Below are 23,821 nucleotides of genomic sequence, written 5' to 3' on the forward strand. Positions count from 1 at the left end.
CACTTTTTTAATCTATTTTTACCGGAAGCTTAATTGTAAATTCACTTCCCTTTCCTATTTCACTAACTATACTAATAGTTCCTTTGTGTAACCCAACTAAATCTTTAACTAAGTTAAGTCCTATTCCACTACTACAATGTTTACTTGAAATTCCATCTTCAATTTGTGTAAATCTATCAAAAATAATACTTTGATCTTCTTTAGAAATCCCTTTTCCACTATCTCTAACAACAATTTCAACATAACTTTCAAAATCTCTTATAGTAATATAAATCTCACCTTGTTCTGTAAACTTAACTGCATTCGATATAAGATTTGTTACACATCTTTCTATCTCTTTTTTTGAACAATCTATTATTTTCTCCTCAATTTCAGGATCTATTATAAGTTCTAGCCCCTCATTTTCCACAAAGCTTTTGAGTCCTAGTGCAACTTCTTCTACAATATAAACTATATCATTCTTATCAAAGTTCATATTATATGCCCCTGACTTAATTTTCGAACTATCAATAAGATCATTTATAACTTCTAATAACTCTTTAGAATTTGATTTTATGATATTCATATATTTATCTAATTTACTTCTTTCAACCCCTTTATCATCTTTGTTAAGACTAGATATTAATTGTTGACTAGATAATATTACATTTAAAGGCGTTCTTAACTCATGTGATAAATTCACTAAATATGTATTCCTAAACTTCTCATATCTAAGTAATTCTTTAAATAGTTTTTCCTTCTCCTTATGTAATTCATCCTTTGCTAAAATTTCAGAATTTAATTCAAACGTTTTTTGCTTTACTAAACTATCTAAAATTTTCACATAATTTATAGAGAGAACAACAATTACCACTAATATCCCTAAATATATTCCTATTGCAACATTAGAAAAATACCAAGGTTTTGCAATAAACACTACAAAACTTGTTTCTTCACTTAATTCTCCACCTTTTAATCTTGCCCTTACTTTAAACGTATATTTCCCTGATGATATATTAGTATATATTGCATCTCGTCTTGCTCCTGCATTAACCCAATTATCATCAAACCCATCTAACATGTATTCATACTTTATACTATTAGAATCCCCATAATCTGGCAATATAAAATTAACTGTAAAATTATTCTCATCAGAATCTAAACTAATATTATCAGCATATTTTCTCTCTTGATTATTATAAACATAAAAATCACTTATAACCACCGGCATAATAACTGTCTGTTTTTTATTGATATCTCTAGGCTTAAAACTACTTACACCATTCACTCCACCAAAAAACATAGTTCCACTCTTGCTTTTAAAATCTGATGTAACATTAAACTCATTGCTTTGAAGTCCATCAACATAAGTATAATTTTCAAACTTATCTGTTTTTGTATCAAGCTTTGATATTCCACCGTTTGTGCTTACCCACACAGCTCCAAATTCATCTATTAAAACTCCATAAACATATCCATTACCAAGTCCATCTTTTTCCTTATAAACTTTTATTTGCCCTGTTTCACTATCTATCTTATTTAACCCATTAGTTGTTGCTACCCACATATCACCATTGAGCCCTTCGTTAATAGACATAACAACATTATCGCTTAGGCAGCTTACTTTACCAATCTCATGAGTAAACCTTTCAACTTTATTTCCCTTTACACTTACTTTTACAAGCCCACTATTCCAACCAACAGCTAACCAATAATCTCCTTTTGAATCTTGAAATACTCTTCTAACAAAAAGTTCCTCTATTCCATTATTAACTAAAATATTATTTAAACTCGTAAATTTCTCTGTTTTAGGATCTAACACACATAATCCATTTCTTGTCCCTATCCATATAAACCCTTTATCATCTATGAATATTTCTCTTACATCATTATTAACTAATGAATTTTCATTTCCAGTTTCTTTTGTATACCTCTTAACTTTATTTGTTGCTGTGTCTATTTTACAAAGACCTTCTTTTGTAGCAACCCAAACAGTCCCCTTTCCATCTCCCGTAACCTGCCAAATATTATTGCTTGGAATTGTATTTAAATTATTTTCACTATGATTATAATGTATATATTTATTATCTTTTCTCTCAATTTTATTAAGTCCTGTTGTATTAGTCCCTATCCATAAGTCCCCAAATTCATCTTCATAAATACCCGATATAGATTTTCCACTCAAAGTATTTTCTTCTCCAAATCTTTTTTGATAATTTATAAATTCTTGTTTTGGATTAACTTTACTTATACCGTTTATAGTTCCTATCCACATAAGACCAGATTTATCCCTAAAAATATCAAGAACTGTATTATTTACCAATGTTTTTATATCATAGGCCTTATTCTCATACTTTACTAAGCCATTATCATATTCTGAATATTTAAATAAACCATCATTAGTTCCAAACCACATATCACCATTAGCATCTTCATTTATAATTCTAATAAATGTATTATTTTCACCATAAATATTGGAAATCTCTTTATCTTTAACAAAAGAATTAGTGCTTTTATTAAATCTATATAATCCTTTACCTAGTGTACTAAGCCAAATCTCCCCCTTTGAACTATTATATATATCTGTTATCTTTGTATCTAAAAATAAATTTTCATTATTTTCATTATATGCAACTAATAAACCTTTTTTTTCATCTACTTCTCTAATCCCTTGATTTGTTGCAATAAGTATTTCACCGTTATTATCTTCTTCTATCTTTATAATATTTAATTGGTTCTTATCTTTAACTTCACTATCTTTTGCCAAATACTTTTTAAACTCGCCTGTTAAATAATCATATTTATTTAAACCATCTTCTGTCCCTATCCAAATATCATCATTTGAATCCGTATATATATCCCAAATATTATGATTAGATATTTTACTCATATCAGCTTTATCTACATAAAACCTAGTTACCTTAAAAGTTTTTTTATCAATTTTAGCAAGCCCACCACTTGTCCCAACCCATAAAGCTCCAAATTTATCCTCTACTATACAACTAACAAGTCCTGGCCATATAGTATTTACATCATTACTATCACCCTTAAAAACCTTAAAATCATAACCATCATATCTATTTAATCCATCATTTGTAGCAAACCACATATATCCCTCACTATCCTGAAATATATCATCAACACTACCTTGTGATAATCCCTCATTTATAGTTATATTATTAAAATTCAAATAATTATCATTTATATCAGCTTTAACTTCTACTTCTCTAAAAAACAAACACATTGAAATAATATTTAGTCCCCAAAAGATTTTTCTTGAAATTTTTTTCATTATTATCCCCTAACGTTTAATCACACTTTAATTTCATTGTCACATAGTCATTTATCATTGTCAATTATCTTCATAAAATGTAAAATTTATTTATTTTTTGTCAATATTTGAAAAAGGAATTATCAACAATTGTTGATAATTCCTTCATTATTTCATATTTATAATATTACTTTCACTCAAAAATTTTCCATTCATACCCTTTTGTATTACTTTATAAGTCCCACTTTTTAATGTAGTGTTTTCAACCACAATTTCTTTATCATTATTATATTTAATATTATGCTCTTCTTTAGCTATAATAACTCTACTTGAACTAGTGAAATTTTCACCTTTAATTAAAATGTCATCACCACTTTGTATTATCTCTTTGATAATAACATCATTCAATCCAAGTTTTAAATCACTACTTTTATAATTACTTTTAAAATAATTATCACCATATAATTGATCATATTGTAAATACTTAAACTTATCCATATAGTCATTTGATATTTTGTTTTCTCTATGGAACCTTGGTATTATTCCACCTTCTATATCTGCTATATCTAAAAGCTTAGTAGACATTTCATAAGATTCTAAGTCTTCATTCTCTAATTTTTTTGTTTCATAATTAGTCCAAACAAAATACTCTGTACTATACTTTTCATCCTCACTAACTAATTTGTTTTGATTAAATACACTAACCGACGGTAGATGATCACTATAAAATACTATCATTGTATCCTCATCAACATCATTAATATATTTAACTAATTTCCCAACATAAAAATCTAACTTATTAATTCTATTTAAAAGATTATCAAATTCTAACACTTCACTCTCTGATAATTCACTATCTTTTAAATAACTTTTTTGTCCTTCAACTGCTTTATATGGACCATGACTTTCTACTGATACATTAAATATAAATTGTTTTTCATCTCTTTTAATAAGTTCATCAATAATTGGCATATTGCAAATATCCTCTGGATATTTTTCATTATACTTAAGCATACTCATATACTCTTTTGATACAAAAGTATCAAATCCATAATTTGCATATACCATATCTCTATGATAAAAATTCCCTACATAATTATGTATCATAGTTGATTCATAACCTTCTAACCTAAGTATCTGTGCAAGGCTTTCAACCGCTTTCATTTTTAATATGCTATTATTAGGAACTTCTCCTGTTCCCATAAAATCTATATTATAGCCTGTTAAAACTTCAAACTCTGTTCTAACAGTTCCAGCCCCATATGTTGGAACACCAAGTTTTCCACTAGCAATACTTTGTTCTTTTACCTTTGTAATTGCTGGTATAGGGTTTTCTTTAAGGTCAATCCCCTCTATATTATAAGGATCTACAAAAGATTCTAACTGTATCAAAATTATATTTTCCGGACTTTTGCTATTCCCCCCCAACACAGCTACATCACCATTTTTTATTTCATCTATAACTTTTTTATTGTAACCAACTGGCTTTTTCATTTTTAAAGATGTAAATGAATCTACAAAAGAAAACAAAAATCCATTTCTTTTATAAGAATAATTTATATTCCATAACTGATTACTAATTGCCTTAGCTTTTACATTACTAGCATAAACTCCCACTAATGTAATAATTGCTAAACAAGCTATAATAGCTTTTTGCCAATTTTTAAATATACTTTTGGGTTTTTCTTTTATACATAAATATATATATCCTACTACTAACGCTATGCCTCCTAATACAGATACAATTAATACTCCTTTACTAAAATATTTAAATACCATATCTATTCCATACTCTATCGAATAAATATCTGCCCCTGTAAAAGGCACCCCTCTTTTATCATTTAGTATTTTCCCTGCTAGTGCAAAGCCTAAAAGTATAACTATTGGTATAATCATTGCACTAATTGTCTTCCTAAAAATTATCATTGGTAACATCAAAACTAATACCATTGCATAATTTAGTAAAAACAAAGGTAACCTAGTTGCTAAAAACTCTTTAAAACTCTCAATGTTCTCCCTTGTCATTAACTCGACTATAACTGTCATAATAAGCGATATTAGTAACCAACTTACTATATAAAACATTTTTTTACTCTTAATTTTTCCCCACATATATATCCCCTTAAACTTGATTAAATATTAAAGTTTTATTTTAACATTTAATTCCAACTCTATAATGAACGTTATTTTAATAAAATAAAAACTTAACTAAAAATTAATTCTAGCTACAGTTCTATCTTTGCTAAAATTAATTAAACTATAAAGACATAAAACATTATCAAATTTATTTTCTTTCATATATTCACTTAATTTATAAGTATAATGTCTTAAATCAATTATATGAACCTCTTCATAGTTACTAGCTATAAATGGTACAAATGAATTAGCAAATGAATCTTTAAGTAATAATAACTTCTTACCATTTTTATTTTCAGAATTTTTAATTATAGTTTTCGAGTGATTACCATCTAAAAAAACTGAATACTTATCCCTTTTTTTAAGATTCTCCACTTTGTATATGCCCTCCCACTCACCATCACCTATCTTCATCTTAAGATTTGGCATATCATAATATGATAAGGTATCTTTATCAGCATTATATAATTTAGACTTTGAATAAAATGTTCCTAAAAAACCTTCAATTTTATTCTCATTTAAACTTTTTATATCAACCTTATCCTCAATTTTATTTTTCTCACAAAATTCTACATATGCCAAATAAGCTCCATAACTAGTCCAGTGATGGTCAGTTTTATAATATATATAATCTTCTTTATTATCTAAAAGACTTTCTAAAATACCCACAGAATTCTTTGTGCCTATATACTCATTAATCTTCTCTATGACTGAAATTTCATTTATAAGACCTAAATTATCGGGATAATAATCTCTAAGTATACTAGCCCCGTATGGAACTAACATTAAATCAATATTCTCCCCATTATTTTCTTTAAAATTTTTAACTGCTTCAACGTTACTTATTAATATCTCCTTGTTAATCTGAGTAAACTTTTCAGACATGTAACCATGTTTTCCATAGACTATACTATTATTCTCTAATTTAAGCTGTAGACTCTCTGAAATAGATTTTAAATTTATAAAATAATCTCTTCCAATAAAATTATCATTTATATATTCTTCATAAGACTTTGCATACTCACCACTTAAAACTTTATCTGACGTAATGCTTGGTTTCGTTTCTAAATATCTATTTTCAATCTCTGAAAACACTTTCTCTTTATTTAAAACATCAAAAAAAGATAATGCACCTATACTTATAAAAAACAAATATACTAAAGATTTATTTTTCATAATTCCCTCCTAAAATCTAAAATATAAAAATGGATTATAACTAGCATCAACTAAATAAGCAATACTTACAAAAAATAAACCCATTAAAACAATATTTTGAGCTAGATTACTTTTTAATATATGCTTTTCAAAAAATCCCCCCGTACAAGGAATACTAAAAGCTACCCCAATTACTAAAATTACAATATAATTTCTCAAATAATATATAACTTCACTATCTAGTGTTAAAGTAAACATTTTTCTAAAATATACCAAAAGACTATTTAAATCTGTTATTGAAAAAATCACAAAACTTATTAATACAACAAAAATAAGATATACGTGTGATAAGATACTACTTTTTTCTAGATATTTTCCAAGTATAAACTTCTCTATTATAAGAAATATAAAGAAATAAATTCCCCATAAAATAAAATTATACTCAGCCCCATGCCAAAAACCTGTTAACGCCCATACTACAAGTAAATTCAATATAAGTCTTCCCTTGTTAACTCTATTTCCACCAAGAGGGATATAAAGATATTCTTTAAAGAAATTCCCAAGTGTCATGTGCCACCTTCTCCAAAACTCAGAAATGCTTTTTGATATAAATGGATAATTAAAATTCTGTGGAAAAGTAAAGCCAAGCATTGCACCAAGACCTCTAGCCATTAATGAATATCCACTAAAATCAAAATAAACTTGCATAGTAAAAGCTATAGCACCAAGCCAAGCCATTCCCGTTCCTATATTTTCAAAACCTATAGCTTGTACTTCATTCCACAATAATCCTATATTATTTGCAATCAAAACTTTCCTTGCAAGGCCGAGTATAAATAACTTTATCCCTAAAGATATTTTATCCATATCTATTACCCTATCTTTAAGCTCTGATGCTATATCTGTATACCTTACTATAGGACCTGCTATAAGTTGTGGAAACAATGCTACATATACACCAAAACTTATAATATTTTTTTCAGATTTAACCTTGCCTCTATAAATATCTATACTATATGTCATTGTTTGAAAAGTATAAAAACTTATCCCAAGAGGTAATGTTAAATTTAATTTTTTAATATCAGTAGCTAATAAAATATTAATATTATCAATAAAAAAATTAGAATACTTAAAGAAAATTAATATCCCTAAATTAAAAATTATTGAAATAGCTAAAAAACCTCTCATATGATTTTTAGATTTCCTATTCCTTTCTATTCCTCTTCCAACATAATAATCAACTAAAATAGATGCTATCATTATTCCAAAGTACTTAGGCTCTCCCCATGAATAAAAAAATAAACTTAAAACTAAAATCACAAAGTTTTTATATTTAAAAGGAACAATATAATATAATAACAACGCTATTGGTAAAAATCTAAATATAAATAAAATGCTACTAAAAACCATACAAACTACTCCCTTATTGCTTATAAAAAAGCACCCTTACAAAAAGGGTGCTTTTTTAATTTATTTATATCTTACTTTGTAAACATTGCATTAAAATCTTTTTCTATATCTGCAACTGGATTAGCACCTTCTTCTTCACCTTGAACTAAAAATATTCCAACATAGTTTCCATTGCTTACTATCTTAGCATTATCTAAAGCTTCCATCTCTTGTGGTAAGTAAGCTGCTTGTTTTTTACTTTCTAATATCTTTGCAAGGTCTGTCTTAACATCCTCAACATTTCCATCTTTAGCTTCAAATATCCCCATTACATCTATCCCTGGTGTCATCCCACACTGTTTCATTGAGTATGAAGCTATATTGTCCATATTCAATCCATAAACCTCTTTTAAATCTTCTTCTGAAGCATCCATTGGCATTCTTATTGGAAACTTCTCTGAAAGCCCTGTAACTTTCTCTACTACATCTATTTTAACTGCTTGGTCTGCTGATGTTTCTGTTCCAGTTTTATCTGATCCACAACCTGCAAAAGCACCTCCAACTGTTATTGCTACTAAAGCACCTATCACTAACTTTTTCATAATTTATTTCCCCCTGATTTTTCTTTAATTATAATTAATGTCTACCCCTTTTGTAAGCGTTAACTATAAGTTATTATATAAATTATATAGTATATAATATACCTCTCTCAAGTGAACAATTTTTAAACTAAAAAAACATTCACCTACATTTATGTAAGTGAATGTTCTTTAATTTCTTATCTTCTTCTTGATAATGCCTTTGCTACTGTACTATTCTTTGACTTAGCCTTCGCACTAACAACTCTTTTAACTCTTTCATCAACTTCTTTTTTCTCTTTTTTAGGTGTTCTATCTGCTCTTTCTTCTTTTGTTAATATTTCACCTTCATAAGTAACTCTTTCAGGTATTTCAATACCAAAAGCTGCTTTATATCTTTCAATAACACGTTCTTCTGATTTATCAACAATTGAATAAGCAATACCTTTTTCTCCAGCTCTTCCAACTCTTCCAACTCTATGTAAGTAGTTTTTAGGGTCCTCTGGTATATCTAGGTTTATAATATGTGTTAACCCTTTAATATCAAGTCCTCTAGCAGCAACATCTGAAGCCATTAAAACTTGTATTTTTCCACTTCTAAAATCTTCTAAAGCTTTTTTTCTTCTTTCTTTATTGTTTTCACCATGAAGTGAATCAACCTCTATTTTATTATATCTAAGTTTTTCTAAAGTTCTTGTTAAGTCATAATTTCTATTTATGAAAACTAATATTTTAGATGCGTTTGAAGCATGTATTATTCTTCTTAGAGCGTCATCTTTATCTCTTGACTGAACAAAGAAATATCCATGTTCTATATCTACATTAACTTCATTTTTCTCTTTAATTTTTATAACTTCATAATTATCCATAATTTTATCAACAACAGATAATGTCTCTTCTGTTAATGTTGCAGAGAATAATAATTTTTGAGTATCTCTCATTAATGACTTTCTTATATTATTAACTTCTTCAATACTTTTAAAGTGTAAAAGTTTATCTCCCTCATCCATTACTAATATTTTAACAGTATGAGCTGCTATTTTCTTCTTTAAGATAAGTTCTAAAACTCTACCACTTGAACCAACAATTATTTGTGGTTTTTTCTTTAAAGCTTCCATTTGTCTTTTAATATTTCCACTACCAACTATCATAGTTGATGAAACCTTATTTTCCAAATCAGCACTTAGTGCAACTATTGTACTATTTATTTGAGCTGCAAGCTCATGTGTTGGTGCAAGTATTATTGCTTGATTCTCATTTTTCGTAGCATCTATTCTCTCTATAATAGGTAAAAGATACGCAAGTGTTTTTCCTGTTCCTGTTTCTGATTGTGCAACAATATTTAAACCTTCAACTGCTTTTGGTATCGCTAATATTTGTATTTCTGTTGGTTTATTTATCCCCTGCTTTTCTAAAACCTTTACTAGCTCTTCGCTTATATTTAATTCTTTAAATTCGTTCATTTATTTCTCCTTATTTTGAAACTTTTAATTCAGAAAAAAAGCTTACTAAGAAAACTTAGCAAGCTTTATACTATCTTATATTGTACCATAATAACATTTATATTTACATATTATTTGATAAGAGATTTTGCAATATGCGCAACATCCTTTATAGCCTCGCAAATTGCATCTTCTTTCTCATTAGCTGTATAGCCTGTTCCATCAACTAATAATTCTGTGAATTTTGATATTCCAAGAAACTTAGAAATATCTTTTAAATATGCTGCGCTATGATCTAATTTGTACTTAAGTAAAATAGGTAATTCTCCACCAACTGATTGAACAAATACCATCTTTCTTTCTTTATCATCTAATAAACCTTTGCAAACTTTATCATTTATTTTAGTTGTTACTCCATTTAAAATTACACAATCTAAATATTGTTTTAAAGGTGCTGGGAATAATAAACTCCACATAGGTGCCGCTATTATATAAATATCAGCCTCTTTAAACTGAATTGCAAGTTCTTTAATTCTTGCCATATCTTTTCTTTGAACATGTGTTAATTCTTCATAACAAGGTCCTGGTCCATCAACTAATGTATTTCTACAAGAATAAAACTCATGTGTTAATAACGGAATATAATCTTTATATAAATCTATCTCTTCTACAATAAAATCATTACATTCTTCCCAATCTTCTGTATCATGGCAGTGATGTTCCTCATCATAAGCACAATATCCGTGCATGTGGTCATGCTTCTCATCACAACACTCATGATGATGGTGATGTCCATTATTACTTTCACAACACTCACTTTCATGATTGTCATTATGATGATGATGTTTTGTTTTATCACAATCCTCTTCATTCATTCCATTATATACATCTTGAGAACAATCTTTTATGAATTCATTTATATCATCACAACAAACTTTTGATTTGTGTTTTTCTTTAATTTCTGTTGTTTCAACATTATATTCCTCAACTGTTTCATCTTTATCATCTTCTTCTACGTCTAACTTATCTATCTCATACTTATTTTCTTTTAAATCACACACTTTTCCATGCTCTTCTTCATTTTTTTCATCATGAACTTCAATTCCTTCATCAAAACATACAAGTTCATGATTCGTTTCACAACAAACCTCTTTTTCATTTTCACAACACTCACTACTTTTTTTATAATTGCTTGCCTGACCTAAATCATCATCATACCCATCAAACACATAGATATTTTCATTGCATTTTGGAACTTTATATCTACACTGGCAAAGCACCTCATCTATAAGCTTTCTAGCAACTGTCTTACTTGCTGAATCACTTTCACTTTTTGAATTTACTGAAATATATAATATTTTTTTCATAAAAATAAACCTCCTTATTGAAAACTTTATATAACTATTGTTTTCATAAGAAGGTTTATTTATTCTATAATTTTAACTTATTAGTTTTTATAACTTTTTCAAAAGACTCTTTAAGTAGGGGTGCTTCCACTCCCATTTTTTCTAAATCTTCAAATTTTTCTTTTATTCTTTTACTTGTATCCATTGTTGTAAATCTATCTCTAGCCTTAATTGCTGTCACTAGATAATCCATTAAATAATCTAAATTTGCAACAATTTTAGCTTCTTTTACTTTATCTTCATTCACAAGGTCTGCTATGAAATTATATAATTTAGATGAAGCTATTGAATTTTTACAAGCAAATAAAAAGTCATCATTTCTACTTGTTCTCTTTGCCATATGTACATTCCTCTTTCTTTACTTTAAATTAATTTTTTAAAAATCAACTATATTATAACATAAAAGAAGCAACTTTTTAAAATTGCTTCTTTATATTATATACTATCTAGATTAATTTCACTTATATTATTCCTTGTGCAAGCATTGCCTGTGCAACTTTTATAAATCCTGCAATATTAGCTCCTGCAACTATATTACCATCTACTCCATACTCTTTTGCTGCATTTTTTGAATTATGGTATATCTCTTTCATTATTCCTTTAAGTTTTTCATCAACCTCTTCAAAAGTCCATGACATTCTTAAACTATTTTGACTCATTTCAAGTGCTGATGTAGCAACACCACCTGCATTTGCAGCTTTAGCTGGTCCAAAGAATATTTTATTATCTAGGAATACCTTTTGAGCATCAAGTGTTGAAGGCATATTAGCACCCTCACCAACTGCAATAACACCACTCGCTACTAATAACTTAGCTTCATCTTCATTTATTTCATTTTGAGTTGCACATGGAAATGCTATATCAGCTTTAACTGTCCATATTCCTCTACACCCTTCTGTATAAATAGCGTTTGGTCTGTAGTTTAAATATTCTTTAATTCTAGCTCTCTTAACCTCCTTAATTTCTTTAATTGCATCTAAATCTATTCCATCTGCATCGTATATATATCCAGCCGAATCTGATAAAGCAACTACTTTAGCACCAAGTTCCGTAGCTTTTTGTGTTGCATATATAGCAACATTTCCAGATCCAGATATAACAACAGTTTTATCTCTCATTGTAATCGCATTATCATTTAACATTTCATTCATAAAGTAAACTAATCCATAACCTGTAGCTTCCTTTCTAGCAAGACTTCCACCATAAGTTAATCCCTTACCAGTTAAAACTCCATTTTCAAAAGTATTTCTAATTTTTTTATATTGGCCAAACATATAACCTATTTCTCTTCCACCAACACCAATATCTCCCGCTGGAACATCTATATTAGGTCCTATATGTCTATAAAGTTCTGTCATAAAGCTTTGGCAGAATCTCATTATTTCTCTATCTGATTTTCCTTTTGGATCAAAATTACATCCACCTTTTCCGCCTCCAATTGGAAGTGTTGTAAGTGAATTTTTAAATATTTGCTCAAATCCAAGGAATTTTATAATACTTAAATTTACTGACGGATGGAATCTAAGCCCACCTTTATAAGGTCCTATAGCACTATTAAATTGAACTCTGTAACCTCTATTAACTTGTACCTTATTACTATCATCTACCCAAGGTACTCTAAACATTATAACTCTCTCTGGTTCTATAAGTCTTTCTAAGATTCCCTCTTCAATATAAATTGGATTTGCTTCAATAACCGGTATTAAAGAAACTAAAACCTCATATGCTGCTGCATGGAATTCCTCTTCCCCTGGATTGTTCTTCTTTAAATCATTAATTAAATTTTCTATATACTTTTTTGCATTCATTTAGAAACCTCCCCCTCTTGTATTAATATACATTCATTATACCACCTAATTAAATCTCTTTAAATATATTTTATTTTCCGCCTATTTCTTTGTTAATTTATCAATATAAAGCAATTTTATTTAATAAATCAATAAAATTAAAGAGATGTTTTTTTATAAAACATCTCTAATTAATCATCATCCTTTTAAATTTAATATTCTATTTGCTTCTTCTATACCTTCTTCTATATTGGCAAACATAGTAATATCCTCACCCTTTAACTTCTCTATTACTTTTGCATTACTTTGATTTAATCCTGTTAATATAAATTTAACTTTATAAAGTTCACAAGCTACATTTAAACTATCTAACATTTTTATAGCCGTTATATCTAAATCATTTATATTTCTCATTCTAAATATAAGGACATCTACATTTTCATACTCTATTCTTCTCATAGAATCTTTAAATACACTTGCTGTTCCAAAGAAAAGCGCACCTTTTAATTCTTTTATTCTAATTCTCCCGCCAACTAAATCCATATTTATTGCTCTATCAAGTTCAATATTTTCTTTTTCTAACTCTTCAATCTCTAAAGTATCTGACATTTTTATCATAAATCCAAGTGCTGCTATTGCCATACCAACTTCGACCGCAACTACCACATTGAACACTACAGTTAAAATAAATGTCACTGCTAATAATAGTAAATCTGATTTAGGCCCTTTTGAAATAGCATACATTGTCTTCCACTTTGTCATTTTATATGCTACAACAAGAAGGATTGCTCCAAGAGTTGTAAGTGGAATAAATTTTGCAAGAGGCATTAATACTAACATTATTATAAGTAATAAAACTGCATTAACAATTCCTGCTATTGGAGTTCTTCCCCCACCTCTTATATTAGCTGTAGTCCTTGCAACTACACCGGCTGATGGAATACCACCAAATAAAGCTGATACAATATTTGAAACTCCTTGAGCTATAAGTTCTGTATTTGAATTATGCTTCTGTCCTAAAGTTTCATCTGAAACCACTGCTGATAAAAGAGAAGAAATTGCTGATAATAAAGCTATTGTAATTGCTGGCCCTATTAACTCTTTTATAAGCTCTAGATTCATTGTAGGTATTTTGGGCATTGGTATACTTGCTGGTATATTCCCAAATGTAGACCCAATAGTTTCTACATGCAGTCCTAATAACTTAACAATAATTGTTGCAGCAATAAGCGCTACTAATGATCCTGGGATAGATTTATTTACCCTTGGCCAAAAAACAATTATAAGTATTGATCCTACTCCTACTAAAACGGTTACGTAATTCATTGTATTCATATGTGTTATGTAAGCTATCCATTTGCTAAAGAAACCACCCGTAACTTTGCCCATATGTAATCCGAAAAAATCTTTTATTTCAGTCGTTGCAAGTATAGCTGCAACCCCAGCTGTAAAACCTACAGTTATTGGATATGGTATAAATTTAATTAACGACCCAAGCCTTAAAACTCCAAGTAAAATTAAAATTATTCCACCCATAAAGGTTGAAATTATAAGACCTTCTATTCCATACTTTTGAACTATTCCAAAGACGACCACAACAAACGCCCCTGTAGGCCCCCCAATTTGAACTGGGCTCCCTCCAAGTAGTGCAGTAATAAGACCTGCTACCACCGCTGTGATAAGACCTTCTTGTGGTGTGACTCCTGAGGATATCCCAAGTGCAATTGATAATGGTAGTGATATTATAGCAACTCCAACACCAGCTCTAAAGTCCCTAAAAAATTGTTCCTTTGTTATTTCTTTTTTTCTAATCATAGAAAAAAATTCTGGTTTTCTCATGTATACATTCTCCTTAAATATTTTTTCATTAGTTTAATTTTTAACAATTATTAATTATACTCTTTTTATTATTAAAAACAACTTTTAATATTTATTTCGTTATATACATACAATGTAAAATTATGGAAATTATTCTCTTGTTATGTTATAATTTTAATCAAATCATTTAGAAAGGGGCTATTTGTATGAATGAAACAGTAAATATTGACTGGGGCAATCTTGGTTTCGATTATATAAAAACAGATTTTCGTTATATCTCTACTTGGAAAAATGGAAATTGGGATGAAGGTATCTTATCAAAAGAAAATAAATTAACTATAAGCGAGGGTTCACCTTGTCTTCATTATGGACAGCAATGTTTTGAAGGATTAAAAGCTTATAGAACTGCAAATGGAGATATTCAACTTTTTAGAGTTAATGAAAATGCTAAAAGAATTAATGAGAGCGCAAGTAAGCTTTTGATGCCTGAGATACCTGTGCAAAAATTTATAGATGCTTGTATAAAAGTTGTTAAAGCTAATGAAAAATTTGTTCCACCTTATGGAACTGATGCAACTCTTTACCTTAGACCGTTTCTTATTGGAACTGGGGATAATATAGGTGTTCATCCAGCTAAAGAATACATCTTCTGTGTGTTTTGTATGCCTGTTGGTGCCTACTTTAAAGACGGCTTATCTCCAGCTAACTTTATGATAGCTGATTATGATAGAGCTGCACCTCTTGGGACTGGTGGTAATAAAGTTGGTGGTAACTATGCTGCAAGCCTTGCACCTCACTTAATTGCAACACAGCGTGGTTTTGCTGATTGTATTTATCTTGATCCTGCAACTCATACTAAAATTGAAGAGGTTGGCGCTGCAAACTTTTTTGGTATAACAAAAAATAATGAATTTATAACACCTAAATCTCCATCTATTTTACCAAGTATAACAAAATATTCTTTAATGTATATTGCAAATAAGTATTTAAACTTACCAATTTATGAAAGAGATGTTTTTATAGATAACTTAGATGAATTTAAAGAAGCTGGTGCTTGTGGTACTGCAGCCGTTATAACACCTATTGGTGGTATAGAATATAAGAATTCACTTCATGTCTTTCATAGTGAAACAGAAGTTGGTCCTATAGTAAAAAAACTTTATAATACTCTTCATAAAATTCAATTTGGTGAAATGGACCCACCTGATAACTGGATTTTTAAAGTTAAATAAAAAATGGGAAAGCTCACTTCATGAGTTTTCCCATTCTTCATTATTAATTACTTTACTAAAAGATTATTTTCATTTGCTATATTTTCATATAATAAAATTAATTTTTCTTCTTTATAAAAAATCGGAAACTTTCTATTATAGTTTCCCCATAAGGTTACTTCATAATCTAACATATAAAAACTAATAAAGAAAATTTCTCTTACACTCAGTTTTATAAAAAGGGTTAATATTTCTTTTTTTAATACCTTGAAATATGTACCTGCATAATTATTTTCCTCTAAGAATGCTTCTAATATAACAATCTCATTTATATCTAAAAATGATTTCATCTTTTCTAATGCTTCTTCATCTAATCTATCCATATAGAAATCAACTATAATGCCTTTTTTATTATTTAAATCAAAACATTTATCGATAAACTCAATATATTTCATTTCTATATTATAAATTTCTAACTTGTTTAAGTTACTATTATCTAAATTAGAATTATCTTCTAAACTTTTACTTTGATAAATCTCAAATGCTAAATTTATGTTTTTAACCTTTATATTTACATCTAAGATAAAATCTATATTACTTATTTTTTCAGTATACATTCTCGTTATTCCTCTTATTCTATAATTTAAAATCTTATTCAACTATATTATAACTTACTTAACCTAAAAAAGGGATTGATTACAACCCCCTAGACTAACTAAATAATTATAAGTTTTAAGTTTATTAAACTATTAGCTTTTATTTCATCCAGTGCATTAGTATAAATCTCATCATACCTAACTTTATATTTTTTAGCTTCTTTTAAAAATATAATTGCTTCTTGTTTATATTTTTTATAGTCCTTATCAACTATTTTTATTTCATTTTTATATATTTTATCTACATCCTCAGTACAAAATTCCTTATAAGTATCTATAACTTCATCTCTATCTCTACTTGGGAAATACTCATGTGGTGCTGTACTATCAAAAATAGCAAAATCTAGTTCTCTAACTACTACCATATCTAAACTTTTAGGGTCAAATCCACAATGGTAAATTTCAACATCAAACCCTTTTGCTTCTGCTTTTCTAGCTATTTTTTTTAGTAAAGTTGATTTTCCTGTTCCTGCTCTCCCCTTTAATAAATACCTTTTTACACCTTCTGTTATATTAGGTACAAAATCAATTGCCCCAATTGGACTAGCTGCTCCTAAGTATCTATGAGAAACTCTTCCTTGTGATGTTTTGCTCCTATATATTAATTTATCCATAAGTTTTTCAGTAAGATTATTTGCTTTATCAAAATCCATATATTTATAATAATACCCTTCTAGAATATCATGTATCTTAAGTGATTTTTCAAAACTTTTATATGATAAATTAATATTTTCAAAAATTTTTTCTTTAATACTTAGCAATTCTTCTTTTTGGTCTTTTAAGTACTCTGTATCCATAGCATCTGCTAAATCTATCTCTGTAATATTAGTATTCCCAAATACAATATTACTCCCATGTATTAAATCCCCATTTATAATTGCAATTTCTAATTCCGGAATTTTTATAGCTTCAATTTCTAACTCATCTATTCCACTATTAATTATTTCTACATCATATAAAATCACATATTGTGAGCTAAGTTTCTCTAATATCTTAGTCTTATAAGTATTTGAACCCCCTTTTAAACTATAAGCTTCTTTTGTATCTTGAAATATACTTTCATAAAATGGTGTAAAACCTCTCGCTGTATTTCCCCCACCAAAATAATGTATAGCTTTCCCCATATTATATACCTTCTTATTTGATTTCTTAGTTTTATCCTATGCTTGATATTTTAGTATTGATAATCATTTTAATAATTTCTATACTTAAAAAATGCATCATAAGCTTTTAACTTATTATGCATCTCCTTATTCAATATTTTATTGCTATCAATGCCGATAATGCTTTTACACTCAAAATATTCCCATCTATATATTCAATCCCAGTCTCTCTAATATGCTCACCATCTAAGATAATATCCCACCCCTCTTCTTTTAAATTAATCTCTTTGTTAACCCTTGAACCATTAAATGCAATTAAAACTTTTTTGTAATCATCCCCAAGCTTTAATCCATCAATAATATAGGCTACTATGTTCTCACTACTGCTAAACTCTGATTTATCTATAAAACTTATACATTCATTTATTTTCTTCGAATTATTTATATTAAACACTTTATGCTTCTTTCTGATATTTATCAGTTCTTTATAATAGTTAACTACATCTTTATATTTATCTTTTCTTTCCCAATCTATCTTATTTACATAATCTCCAGAGTTGTAACTATTAGACTCGAAATTTCCATCCTTATTAACTTTTGTTCTTAGAAACTCTTCACCTGAATTGATAAAACAATTTCCTTGTGATGTTAAAAGAATTGCTGCTGTTAATAAATTCATCTTTATAATTTCTTCTTCTGCTACTCCATAATTTGCAAGCATTAACTTATCAAATAAAGTATGGTTATCATGACAAGAATCATAATTTATACTCTGATAGCTTTCATTTAAGAAATTTACTTTATTTATTTTTCTATAATCTATACCTTTATGTTTTATACTTCCTACAATACAATGCTTTAATTTTTCTTCTAAGCCATATTCGCCACTTACAAAACCTTTGCTTGTAAAATCAAATACGCTGCCTTTAGTACAATCTCTAAATATATCATTAAAGCACCCTATTTCTTCACTCTCAAGTTTATACATATTTTTACTAACCATTGAGATTTCGTCTAGTAGAGCACTTTCTCCACCTTTCCAAGGTTCTCCATAAAGAAGTATATCTCTATTAATTTCATCTAATTCTTTTCTTATCTCTTGTATCGTTTCAATATCATAAAGTCCCATAAGATCTAGTCTAAATCCATCAATCTTATATTCTTCAGCCCAATAAGCCATTGAATCTACAATAAATTTCCTAGCCATATTTCGCTCCGTTGCAAATTCATTTCCACAACCTGACCCATTTGAAAAATTACCATATTCATTAGATCTAAAATAATACTTTGGTACTATTTTATTAAAATTAGAATTTTCAGCATCTGTATGATGATTATAAACAACATCCATAATTACCTTAATTCCATTTACATGAAAATTCATAATCATTTCTTTTAATTCTACTATCTTAGATAATACATTTTCTCCCGTTGAATAAGTCTTTTCTGGAACATTGTAATTTTTAGGATTATAACCCCAATTATAGAAATTATTCTCCTCACCTGATGTAAAATCATAAATAGGCATAAGTTGAACATGCGTTACTCCTAGTGATACAAGATGTTCTATCCCAACTTTCTTGAAATTATTTTTATAAGATCTAAGTCCCTTATACTTTCCTCTATCTGATTCTTTAACTAACCTCGTTTCATCTATTGTAAAATCTCTTATACTCATTTCATATATAATATTTGACTTAGGATTTTTAAGGATTTTTATATTATCCCAATGTTTTGGGTTTGTTTTTTTCATATTTACAACTAAAGATTTAGTACCATCATTACTTATATTTTTACAATATGGATCTGTAGTTTCAAAAACCCCATCTAAATGTTCCACTAAATAAGTATATTCTACACCGTTTAAATTTCCTTTAATTTTTATACTCCATACTCCATCTAGTTCTTTCTTCATTATATATTCTTTTTTTTCACCTTTATATAAAATAAGTTTTATACCTGTTGCTACAGGCGACCATACTTTAAATACAGTTTTCTTTTTATCACATATTGATCCTAATATCCCCCTATAATTAAAAACACCTTCTATAATTGCTAGATCTCTATCTATATCAAGCGGAATTACTTTCTCACCCAAAAAAATTTCCTCTATCATTTTAAATATACCTCCATTAAAGCTTATATTACATTATATTTATCATATTCATAAATATATAACTCTATTTTTAAATAGAAAAAGAAAACCTAACGTAAAGGAAACCATACGCTAGGTTTTACTAAATATATTAATCTCTTGATGAAAGTTTGCTAAGTAAACTTAAAATCTGTGTATATAACCATATAAGCGTTACTGTTAAGCCAAAGGCACAGTACCACTCCATATATTTAGGCGCACCATAATTTGCTGCTTGAGTTATATTATCAAAGTCAGTCATAAGTGACATTGCTGCAAGCACAATTGCAACTAAACTAAATATTATTCCTATCGGACCATTTCCATAGAAAGGTAATGATATTCCTATAAATGAAAATACAATTGACAGTAAACTTATAACAAGCATTGATATAAGACCTATATATACTGTTTTTCTAACTTTTTGAGCAAGTGTTGGAACACTTCTATAAACTAATAATGTAATCATAGCTACAACTATTGTCATAAGTATCGCTTGAGTTGCTATTCCTTGATACCTCACATTAAATACATTCGTAACTGCTCCAAGTAAAAAGCCTTGTAACGCTGCATAAATTATAGCAGTGAATTTTGCAATCTTAGGTACAAAAACAGTAATAATAGCAACTATAAAACTTGCTAACCCTATAATTTGCAGTGCTGAGTGTCCATTAGTTATTACCCCTGAAAAACTATACACAAATGATACCGCAACTATTAACATAAGTAAAAATGATTTTGTAACAGCACCACGTACTGTCATTACCCCATCACTCACTTCATCTCTAGTTGCATTAATTCCCTTTAAAAGAACTGGATTTCCTTTTCTCAATCTCTTTTTCCTCCCTTAAACCTAACGCTAACTCTTAACGCACTCGCTAGTATATAGGCTTAATTATAACATTCATTTATTAAGCTTTTCATTAATATTTCTTAATATAAAATTACATAATTACTAAAACATCTTATTTGACCATCATATTGATATTCTTTATTCGCAATTATATCTTTTATAACCGCATAATCAGAACTATCATCATCTTCCTCTGTATAGTATGTAATCAAATATCTATTTTCAACAAAGTCCTCAAAATCCCCGATTTTTTTATTATAAATAATATCACAATCTCTATTAAAAATCCCAACAAGTTTATTATAATCATCTAAATCCTCTTCGTAAAAAATAATACTTTTATCAGAGTCATAATAAAATTCTCCCATCCAGTTATTATGGTCAATCTTGCAAACTTCAATCATTTTAGTTGTATTTTTTTCAAATGAATATATAAATTCTTTTCCATTTTCAAAAAATTTTTTTCTATAATAAATAACAGCCTTTGTTTCCCCAAGATATCTTACTGTTCCTTTTTTATCAATACTATCAATTATATTAAACATTAATCTATTTTCCCCAGCCTTTATACTGTCGATAAATTTTGAGAATTTAATATAATTTATGCTATTTTCTTGTTTTATTTTTTTCTCACTATCAAAAAGGCCTTTAAAATAATAAAACTCCTTTTCCCAAGCTTCTCTATAAGCCTCCTCAAAAAATATTGTTTCTTCTCCATCTATCTCTTCTATTTGTATATAATCCCTAGCTCCTAGTGTGAATTTTGTATCTTTTATAAAGAAACTTTCTACAGCTTCTAAATCTACTAAATATGAGAATTTATATCTAAAACTCTTGCTGCTTCTATACTTTAAAAATTGATTGCTTAAAAAATCTTGTTTTTCTATAAAAACCACAAAATATTGTTGATTTAGTATATTTATATGTTTAATCTCTCCTTCTAAATAAATATTAAATAAATACTCTTCTGAATCACCTAGTGGATTTGCTATTTTAGACACATTAAGAATATTTTTTTTTTTGTGCAATATAAATAAACTATTATCCTTAAAGAAAACTTTATAGTCATAATATGATTTTCCATCAATTTCAAAGGTTTTTATAACATATTCAAAATCATTTTTTATATCATAACTACAGACATAAAAAACATCTCTTTTGTCTACTTTTCTTTTTGTTGTATAGACCAATTTTTCATCATTACTATATATAAAGTTGAAAAAATTATTAGAATACTGTTTTAAATTTAAAAATTTCATCCGACAAACCACCTAAATAAATTTCTCCACAATACAGTTTATTACTTTTTTTATCGTTAAATGTATAATAATATAATAATTTTTAACATAAAATTTTATTATTTACTCTTTGTTAATATTACTTTTATAGGAAATTATTGAATTTAATAGAAAAACATATTAAACTTTTACTATACACAAATTTTAGTAAGGGGGATGAGAATTATGAGCGTAAATTTTGATTTTGATGCAAGGAAAAGTCTTAAGACCGATATTACTTCAAAAATAGCTATAATTTTAACTATCGTGCTTTTAATAAACTCTTTAGCAGTTTATTTTCTTAGCAAAAATTCAATCCAAAAACTTATAGTCGGGGATTTAGCAACAGCGCCCGAAGTATCTTTAAAAATAGCTCTTTATTATTTTATTTTTTCTTTAATATTAACACTTGGAAGTTTAGTATTAATTTGGAAACTACTTGGAAAACTTGCTACTCTTTTAAATAACTTTAGAATTCACTTTGAATTTTTAAAGGAAGGAGACTTCTTCTATCATATAAGACCTAGACATTTTCTTAGAAAAGATGAACTTGGTGCTATTGCAAGTGCTACTGAAGGCATGCAAAATTCAATAGAGGGTATGGTAACTAATATTAAAACTACAACACACCTTATGGAAATTCAATCAACTAACTTAACAGATGTTTCAAAAGGTTTAAGAGATTCTAGTTCTAATATAGTTGATTCAATTAATGAAATCTCTAATGAAATTGTTGATGAAACTTCTGCTATAACAGATATTGTTAATAGCATATCAGTATTTAATAATACATTGACATCTAATGTATCTGAAATTAATACTATATCAACTATGACAAGTAATGTTAGTAAAAAAGCTAATGAGAGTTTCAATGAAATGGCTAAATTAGATGATTCATTTAACAACTTTAATGAGATATTCTTAGATTTTTCTTCTACGTTATCAACTATGAAAGCTAATATCGAAAAAGTTAATGATATAACTGACCTTATTAATAACATAGCTGAACAAACTAACCTGCTTGCTTTAAATGCAGCAATAGAAGCTGCAAGAGCTGGAGAAGCTGGTAAAGGATTCTCTGTTGTTGCTTCTGAAATCAGAAAATTATCAGAACAAACAAAAGAATCTTCGTACAAAATCAATAATCTTATTGGAGATGCACTCGATAGTTCAACTAACCTTGTAAGTAAAAGTAGTAACATGAAAGAAACTTTAAACATTCAAAAAAATACAGTATCAAATGCTATTGATTCATTTAATACTATTTCTAATTCAGTTTCTGAAATTGCACCTAAAATTGATAAGGTTAACATAAGATCTAATGAAATACTAAATAGTAATATAAATATACTTTCAACTATGAAAGATATTCATACTACTTCACTTGAAGTTTCTTCATTATCAGAAAATATAAATGTTTCTGCACAAACAATGAAAGTTTCTAGTGAATCTGTTCTTGAGTCTGCACAAGAGTTATCAAAAATTGTTGATACAAACCTTGGTACATTCTCTCAATTCAGATTTGTTGATCCAAATAAAAAGGATTAAAAAAAGCTCCATCGTTTGATGGAGCTTTCAGGACGTCGACAAACTACAATGTCGATGTCCTTTTTTTTGTTTTTCGAT

At 28.0% G+C, this 23,821-nt stretch carries 17 protein-coding genes; 2 read left to right on the plus strand and 15 right to left on the minus strand.

Annotated elements, in window-relative coordinates; all coding sequences use genetic code 11:
* Nucleotides 1-7: 7 nt before the first annotated feature.
* The 10 genes from Q0V24_RS02440 to Q0V24_RS02485 all read right to left on the minus strand — a co-directional run bounded on the left by Q0V24_RS02440 (nucleotide 8) and on the right by Q0V24_RS02485 (nucleotide 14,982).
* The gene (locus Q0V24_RS02440) at nucleotides 8-3,271 is read right to left on the minus strand and encodes a two-component regulator propeller domain-containing protein (RefSeq protein ID WP_297518419.1); all 3,264 of its coding nucleotides are present in this window, start codon (nucleotides 3,269-3,271) and stop codon (nucleotides 8-10) included.
* A 147-nt stretch (nucleotides 3,272-3,418) separates the two neighbouring features.
* A complete protein-coding gene (locus Q0V24_RS02445) occupies nucleotides 3,419-5,362 on the minus strand; it encodes an LTA synthase family protein (protein WP_297518421.1) in 1,944 nt (647 codons plus the stop codon).
* A gap of 96 nt (nucleotides 5,363-5,458) precedes the next feature.
* Nucleotides 5,459-6,562 (minus strand): DHHW family protein, encoded by a 1,104-nt coding sequence (locus Q0V24_RS02450; RefSeq protein ID WP_297518423.1) that lies wholly within the window; start codon nucleotides 6,560-6,562, stop codon nucleotides 5,459-5,461.
* 9 nt (nucleotides 6,563-6,571) lie between these two features.
* Nucleotides 6,572-7,951 carry an MBOAT family O-acyltransferase gene (locus tag Q0V24_RS02455; protein WP_297518425.1) on the minus strand — a complete coding sequence of 460 codons (1,380 nt, stop codon included), beginning with the start codon at nucleotides 7,949-7,951 and terminating at the stop codon, nucleotides 6,572-6,574.
* Between the two features lie 71 nt (nucleotides 7,952-8,022).
* Nucleotides 8,023-8,532 carry a DUF4358 domain-containing protein gene (locus tag Q0V24_RS02460; RefSeq protein WP_297518427.1) on the minus strand — a complete coding sequence of 170 codons (510 nt, stop codon included), beginning with the start codon at nucleotides 8,530-8,532 and terminating at the stop codon, nucleotides 8,023-8,025.
* A 176-nt stretch (nucleotides 8,533-8,708) separates the two neighbouring features.
* A complete protein-coding gene (locus Q0V24_RS02465) occupies nucleotides 8,709-9,971 on the minus strand; it encodes a DEAD/DEAH box helicase (RefSeq protein WP_297518428.1) in 1,263 nt (420 codons plus the stop codon).
* A gap of 110 nt (nucleotides 9,972-10,081) precedes the next feature.
* On the minus strand, nucleotides 10,082-11,317 hold the full coding sequence (locus Q0V24_RS02470) for an NAD(P)H-dependent oxidoreductase (RefSeq protein WP_297518430.1): 1,236 nt from the start codon (nucleotides 11,315-11,317) through the stop codon (nucleotides 10,082-10,084).
* Nucleotides 11,318-11,381: 64 nt separating this feature from the next.
* Nucleotides 11,382-11,696 (minus strand): hypothetical protein, encoded by a 315-nt coding sequence (locus Q0V24_RS02475; protein ID WP_297518432.1) that lies wholly within the window; start codon nucleotides 11,694-11,696, stop codon nucleotides 11,382-11,384.
* Between the two features lie 121 nt (nucleotides 11,697-11,817).
* On the minus strand, nucleotides 11,818-13,164 hold the full coding sequence (gene gdhA / locus Q0V24_RS02480; RefSeq protein WP_297518434.1) for an NADP-specific glutamate dehydrogenase: 1,347 nt from the start codon (nucleotides 13,162-13,164) through the stop codon (nucleotides 11,818-11,820).
* A 177-nt stretch (nucleotides 13,165-13,341) separates the two neighbouring features.
* Complete coding sequence (locus tag Q0V24_RS02485) at nucleotides 13,342-14,982, minus strand: SulP family inorganic anion transporter (protein ID WP_297518436.1); 1,641 nt, start codon at nucleotides 14,980-14,982, stop codon at nucleotides 13,342-13,344.
* Nucleotides 14,983-15,167: 185 nt separating this feature from the next.
* Here Q0V24_RS02485 and Q0V24_RS02490 point away from each other — a divergent pair, with 185 nt between their 5' ends.
* Nucleotides 15,168-16,193 carry a branched-chain amino acid aminotransferase gene (locus tag Q0V24_RS02490; protein ID WP_297518438.1) on the plus strand — a complete coding sequence of 342 codons (1,026 nt, stop codon included), beginning with the start codon at nucleotides 15,168-15,170 and terminating at the stop codon, nucleotides 16,191-16,193.
* Nucleotides 16,194-16,240: 47 nt separating this feature from the next.
* Here Q0V24_RS02490 and Q0V24_RS02495 read toward each other — a convergent pair whose 3' ends face one another.
* The 5 genes from Q0V24_RS02495 to Q0V24_RS02515 all read right to left on the minus strand — a co-directional run bounded on the left by Q0V24_RS02495 (nucleotide 16,241) and on the right by Q0V24_RS02515 (nucleotide 22,177).
* Nucleotides 16,241-16,789, minus strand: coding sequence for a hypothetical protein (locus Q0V24_RS02495; protein WP_297518440.1), 549 nt, complete (start codon nucleotides 16,787-16,789; stop codon nucleotides 16,241-16,243).
* 98 nt (nucleotides 16,790-16,887) lie between these two features.
* Nucleotides 16,888-17,952, minus strand: coding sequence for a hypothetical protein (locus tag Q0V24_RS02500; protein WP_297518442.1), 1,065 nt, complete (start codon nucleotides 17,950-17,952; stop codon nucleotides 16,888-16,890).
* 130 nt (nucleotides 17,953-18,082) lie between these two features.
* Entirely contained in the window at nucleotides 18,083-20,047 is a 1,965-nt protein-coding gene (pulA, locus tag Q0V24_RS02505; RefSeq protein WP_297518444.1) for a type I pullulanase, read from the minus strand.
* 130 nt (nucleotides 20,048-20,177) lie between these two features.
* On the minus strand, nucleotides 20,178-20,897 hold the full coding sequence (locus Q0V24_RS02510; RefSeq protein ID WP_297518446.1) for a Bax inhibitor-1/YccA family protein: 720 nt from the start codon (nucleotides 20,895-20,897) through the stop codon (nucleotides 20,178-20,180).
* A gap of 101 nt (nucleotides 20,898-20,998) precedes the next feature.
* Nucleotides 20,999-22,177, minus strand: a complete 1,179-nt coding sequence (locus Q0V24_RS02515) for a hypothetical protein (protein WP_297518448.1) — start codon at nucleotides 22,175-22,177, stop codon at nucleotides 20,999-21,001.
* Between the two features lie 204 nt (nucleotides 22,178-22,381).
* Between Q0V24_RS02515 and Q0V24_RS02520 the strand changes: the two genes are divergently transcribed.
* A complete protein-coding gene (locus Q0V24_RS02520; protein ID WP_297518450.1) occupies nucleotides 22,382-23,743 on the plus strand; it encodes a methyl-accepting chemotaxis protein in 1,362 nt (453 codons plus the stop codon).
* Nucleotides 23,744-23,821: the final 78 nt, after the last annotated feature.

The organism is uncultured Clostridium sp. (assembly GCF_947039605.1).
Taxonomy (GTDB): Bacteria; Bacillota; Clostridia; order Clostridiales; family Clostridiaceae; genus Sarcina.

Excerpts from the sequence above, each read along its gene's own strand:
- Q0V24_RS02465 (WP_297518428.1), bottom strand. The coding sequence starts at position 9,971 with ATGAACGAATTTAAAGAATTAAATATAAGCGAAGAGCTAGTAAAGGTT.
- Q0V24_RS02470 (WP_297518430.1), bottom strand. The coding sequence starts at position 11,317 with ATGAAAAAAATATTATATATTTCAGTAAATTCAAAAAGTGAAAGTGAT.
- Q0V24_RS02485 (WP_297518436.1), bottom strand. The coding sequence starts at position 14,982 with ATGAGAAAACCAGAATTTTTTTCTATGATTAGAAAAAAAGAAATAACA.
- Q0V24_RS02450 (WP_297518423.1), bottom strand. The coding sequence starts at position 6,562 with ATGAAAAATAAATCTTTAGTATATTTGTTTTTTATAAGTATAGGTGCA.
- Q0V24_RS02490 (WP_297518438.1), top strand. The coding sequence starts at position 15,168 with ATGAATGAAACAGTAAATATTGACTGGGGCAATCTTGGTTTCGATTAT.
- gdhA (WP_297518434.1), bottom strand. The coding sequence starts at position 13,164 with ATGAATGCAAAAAAGTATATAGAAAATTTAATTAATGATTTAAAGAAG.
- Q0V24_RS02445 (WP_297518421.1), bottom strand. The coding sequence starts at position 5,362 with ATGTGGGGAAAAATTAAGAGTAAAAAAATGTTTTATATAGTAAGTTGG.
- Q0V24_RS02440 (WP_297518419.1), bottom strand. The coding sequence starts at position 3,271 with ATGAAAAAAATTTCAAGAAAAATCTTTTGGGGACTAAATATTATTTCA.
- Q0V24_RS02475 (WP_297518432.1), bottom strand. The coding sequence starts at position 11,696 with ATGGCAAAGAGAACAAGTAGAAATGATGACTTTTTATTTGCTTGTAAA.
- Q0V24_RS02515 (WP_297518448.1), bottom strand. The coding sequence starts at position 22,177 with ATGAAATTTTTAAATTTAAAACAGTATTCTAATAATTTTTTCAACTTT.
- Q0V24_RS02520 (WP_297518450.1), top strand. The coding sequence starts at position 22,382 with ATGAGCGTAAATTTTGATTTTGATGCAAGGAAAAGTCTTAAGACCGAT.
- Q0V24_RS02500 (WP_297518442.1), bottom strand. The coding sequence starts at position 17,952 with ATGGGGAAAGCTATACATTATTTTGGTGGGGGAAATACAGCGAGAGGT.
- Q0V24_RS02455 (WP_297518425.1), bottom strand. The coding sequence starts at position 7,951 with ATGGTTTTTAGTAGCATTTTATTTATATTTAGATTTTTACCAATAGCG.
- pulA (WP_297518444.1), bottom strand. The coding sequence starts at position 20,047 with ATGATAGAGGAAATTTTTTTGGGTGAGAAAGTAATTCCGCTTGATATA.
- Q0V24_RS02495 (WP_297518440.1), bottom strand. The coding sequence starts at position 16,789 with ATGTATACTGAAAAAATAAGTAATATAGATTTTATCTTAGATGTAAAT.
- Q0V24_RS02460 (WP_297518427.1), bottom strand. The coding sequence starts at position 8,532 with ATGAAAAAGTTAGTGATAGGTGCTTTAGTAGCAATAACAGTTGGAGGT.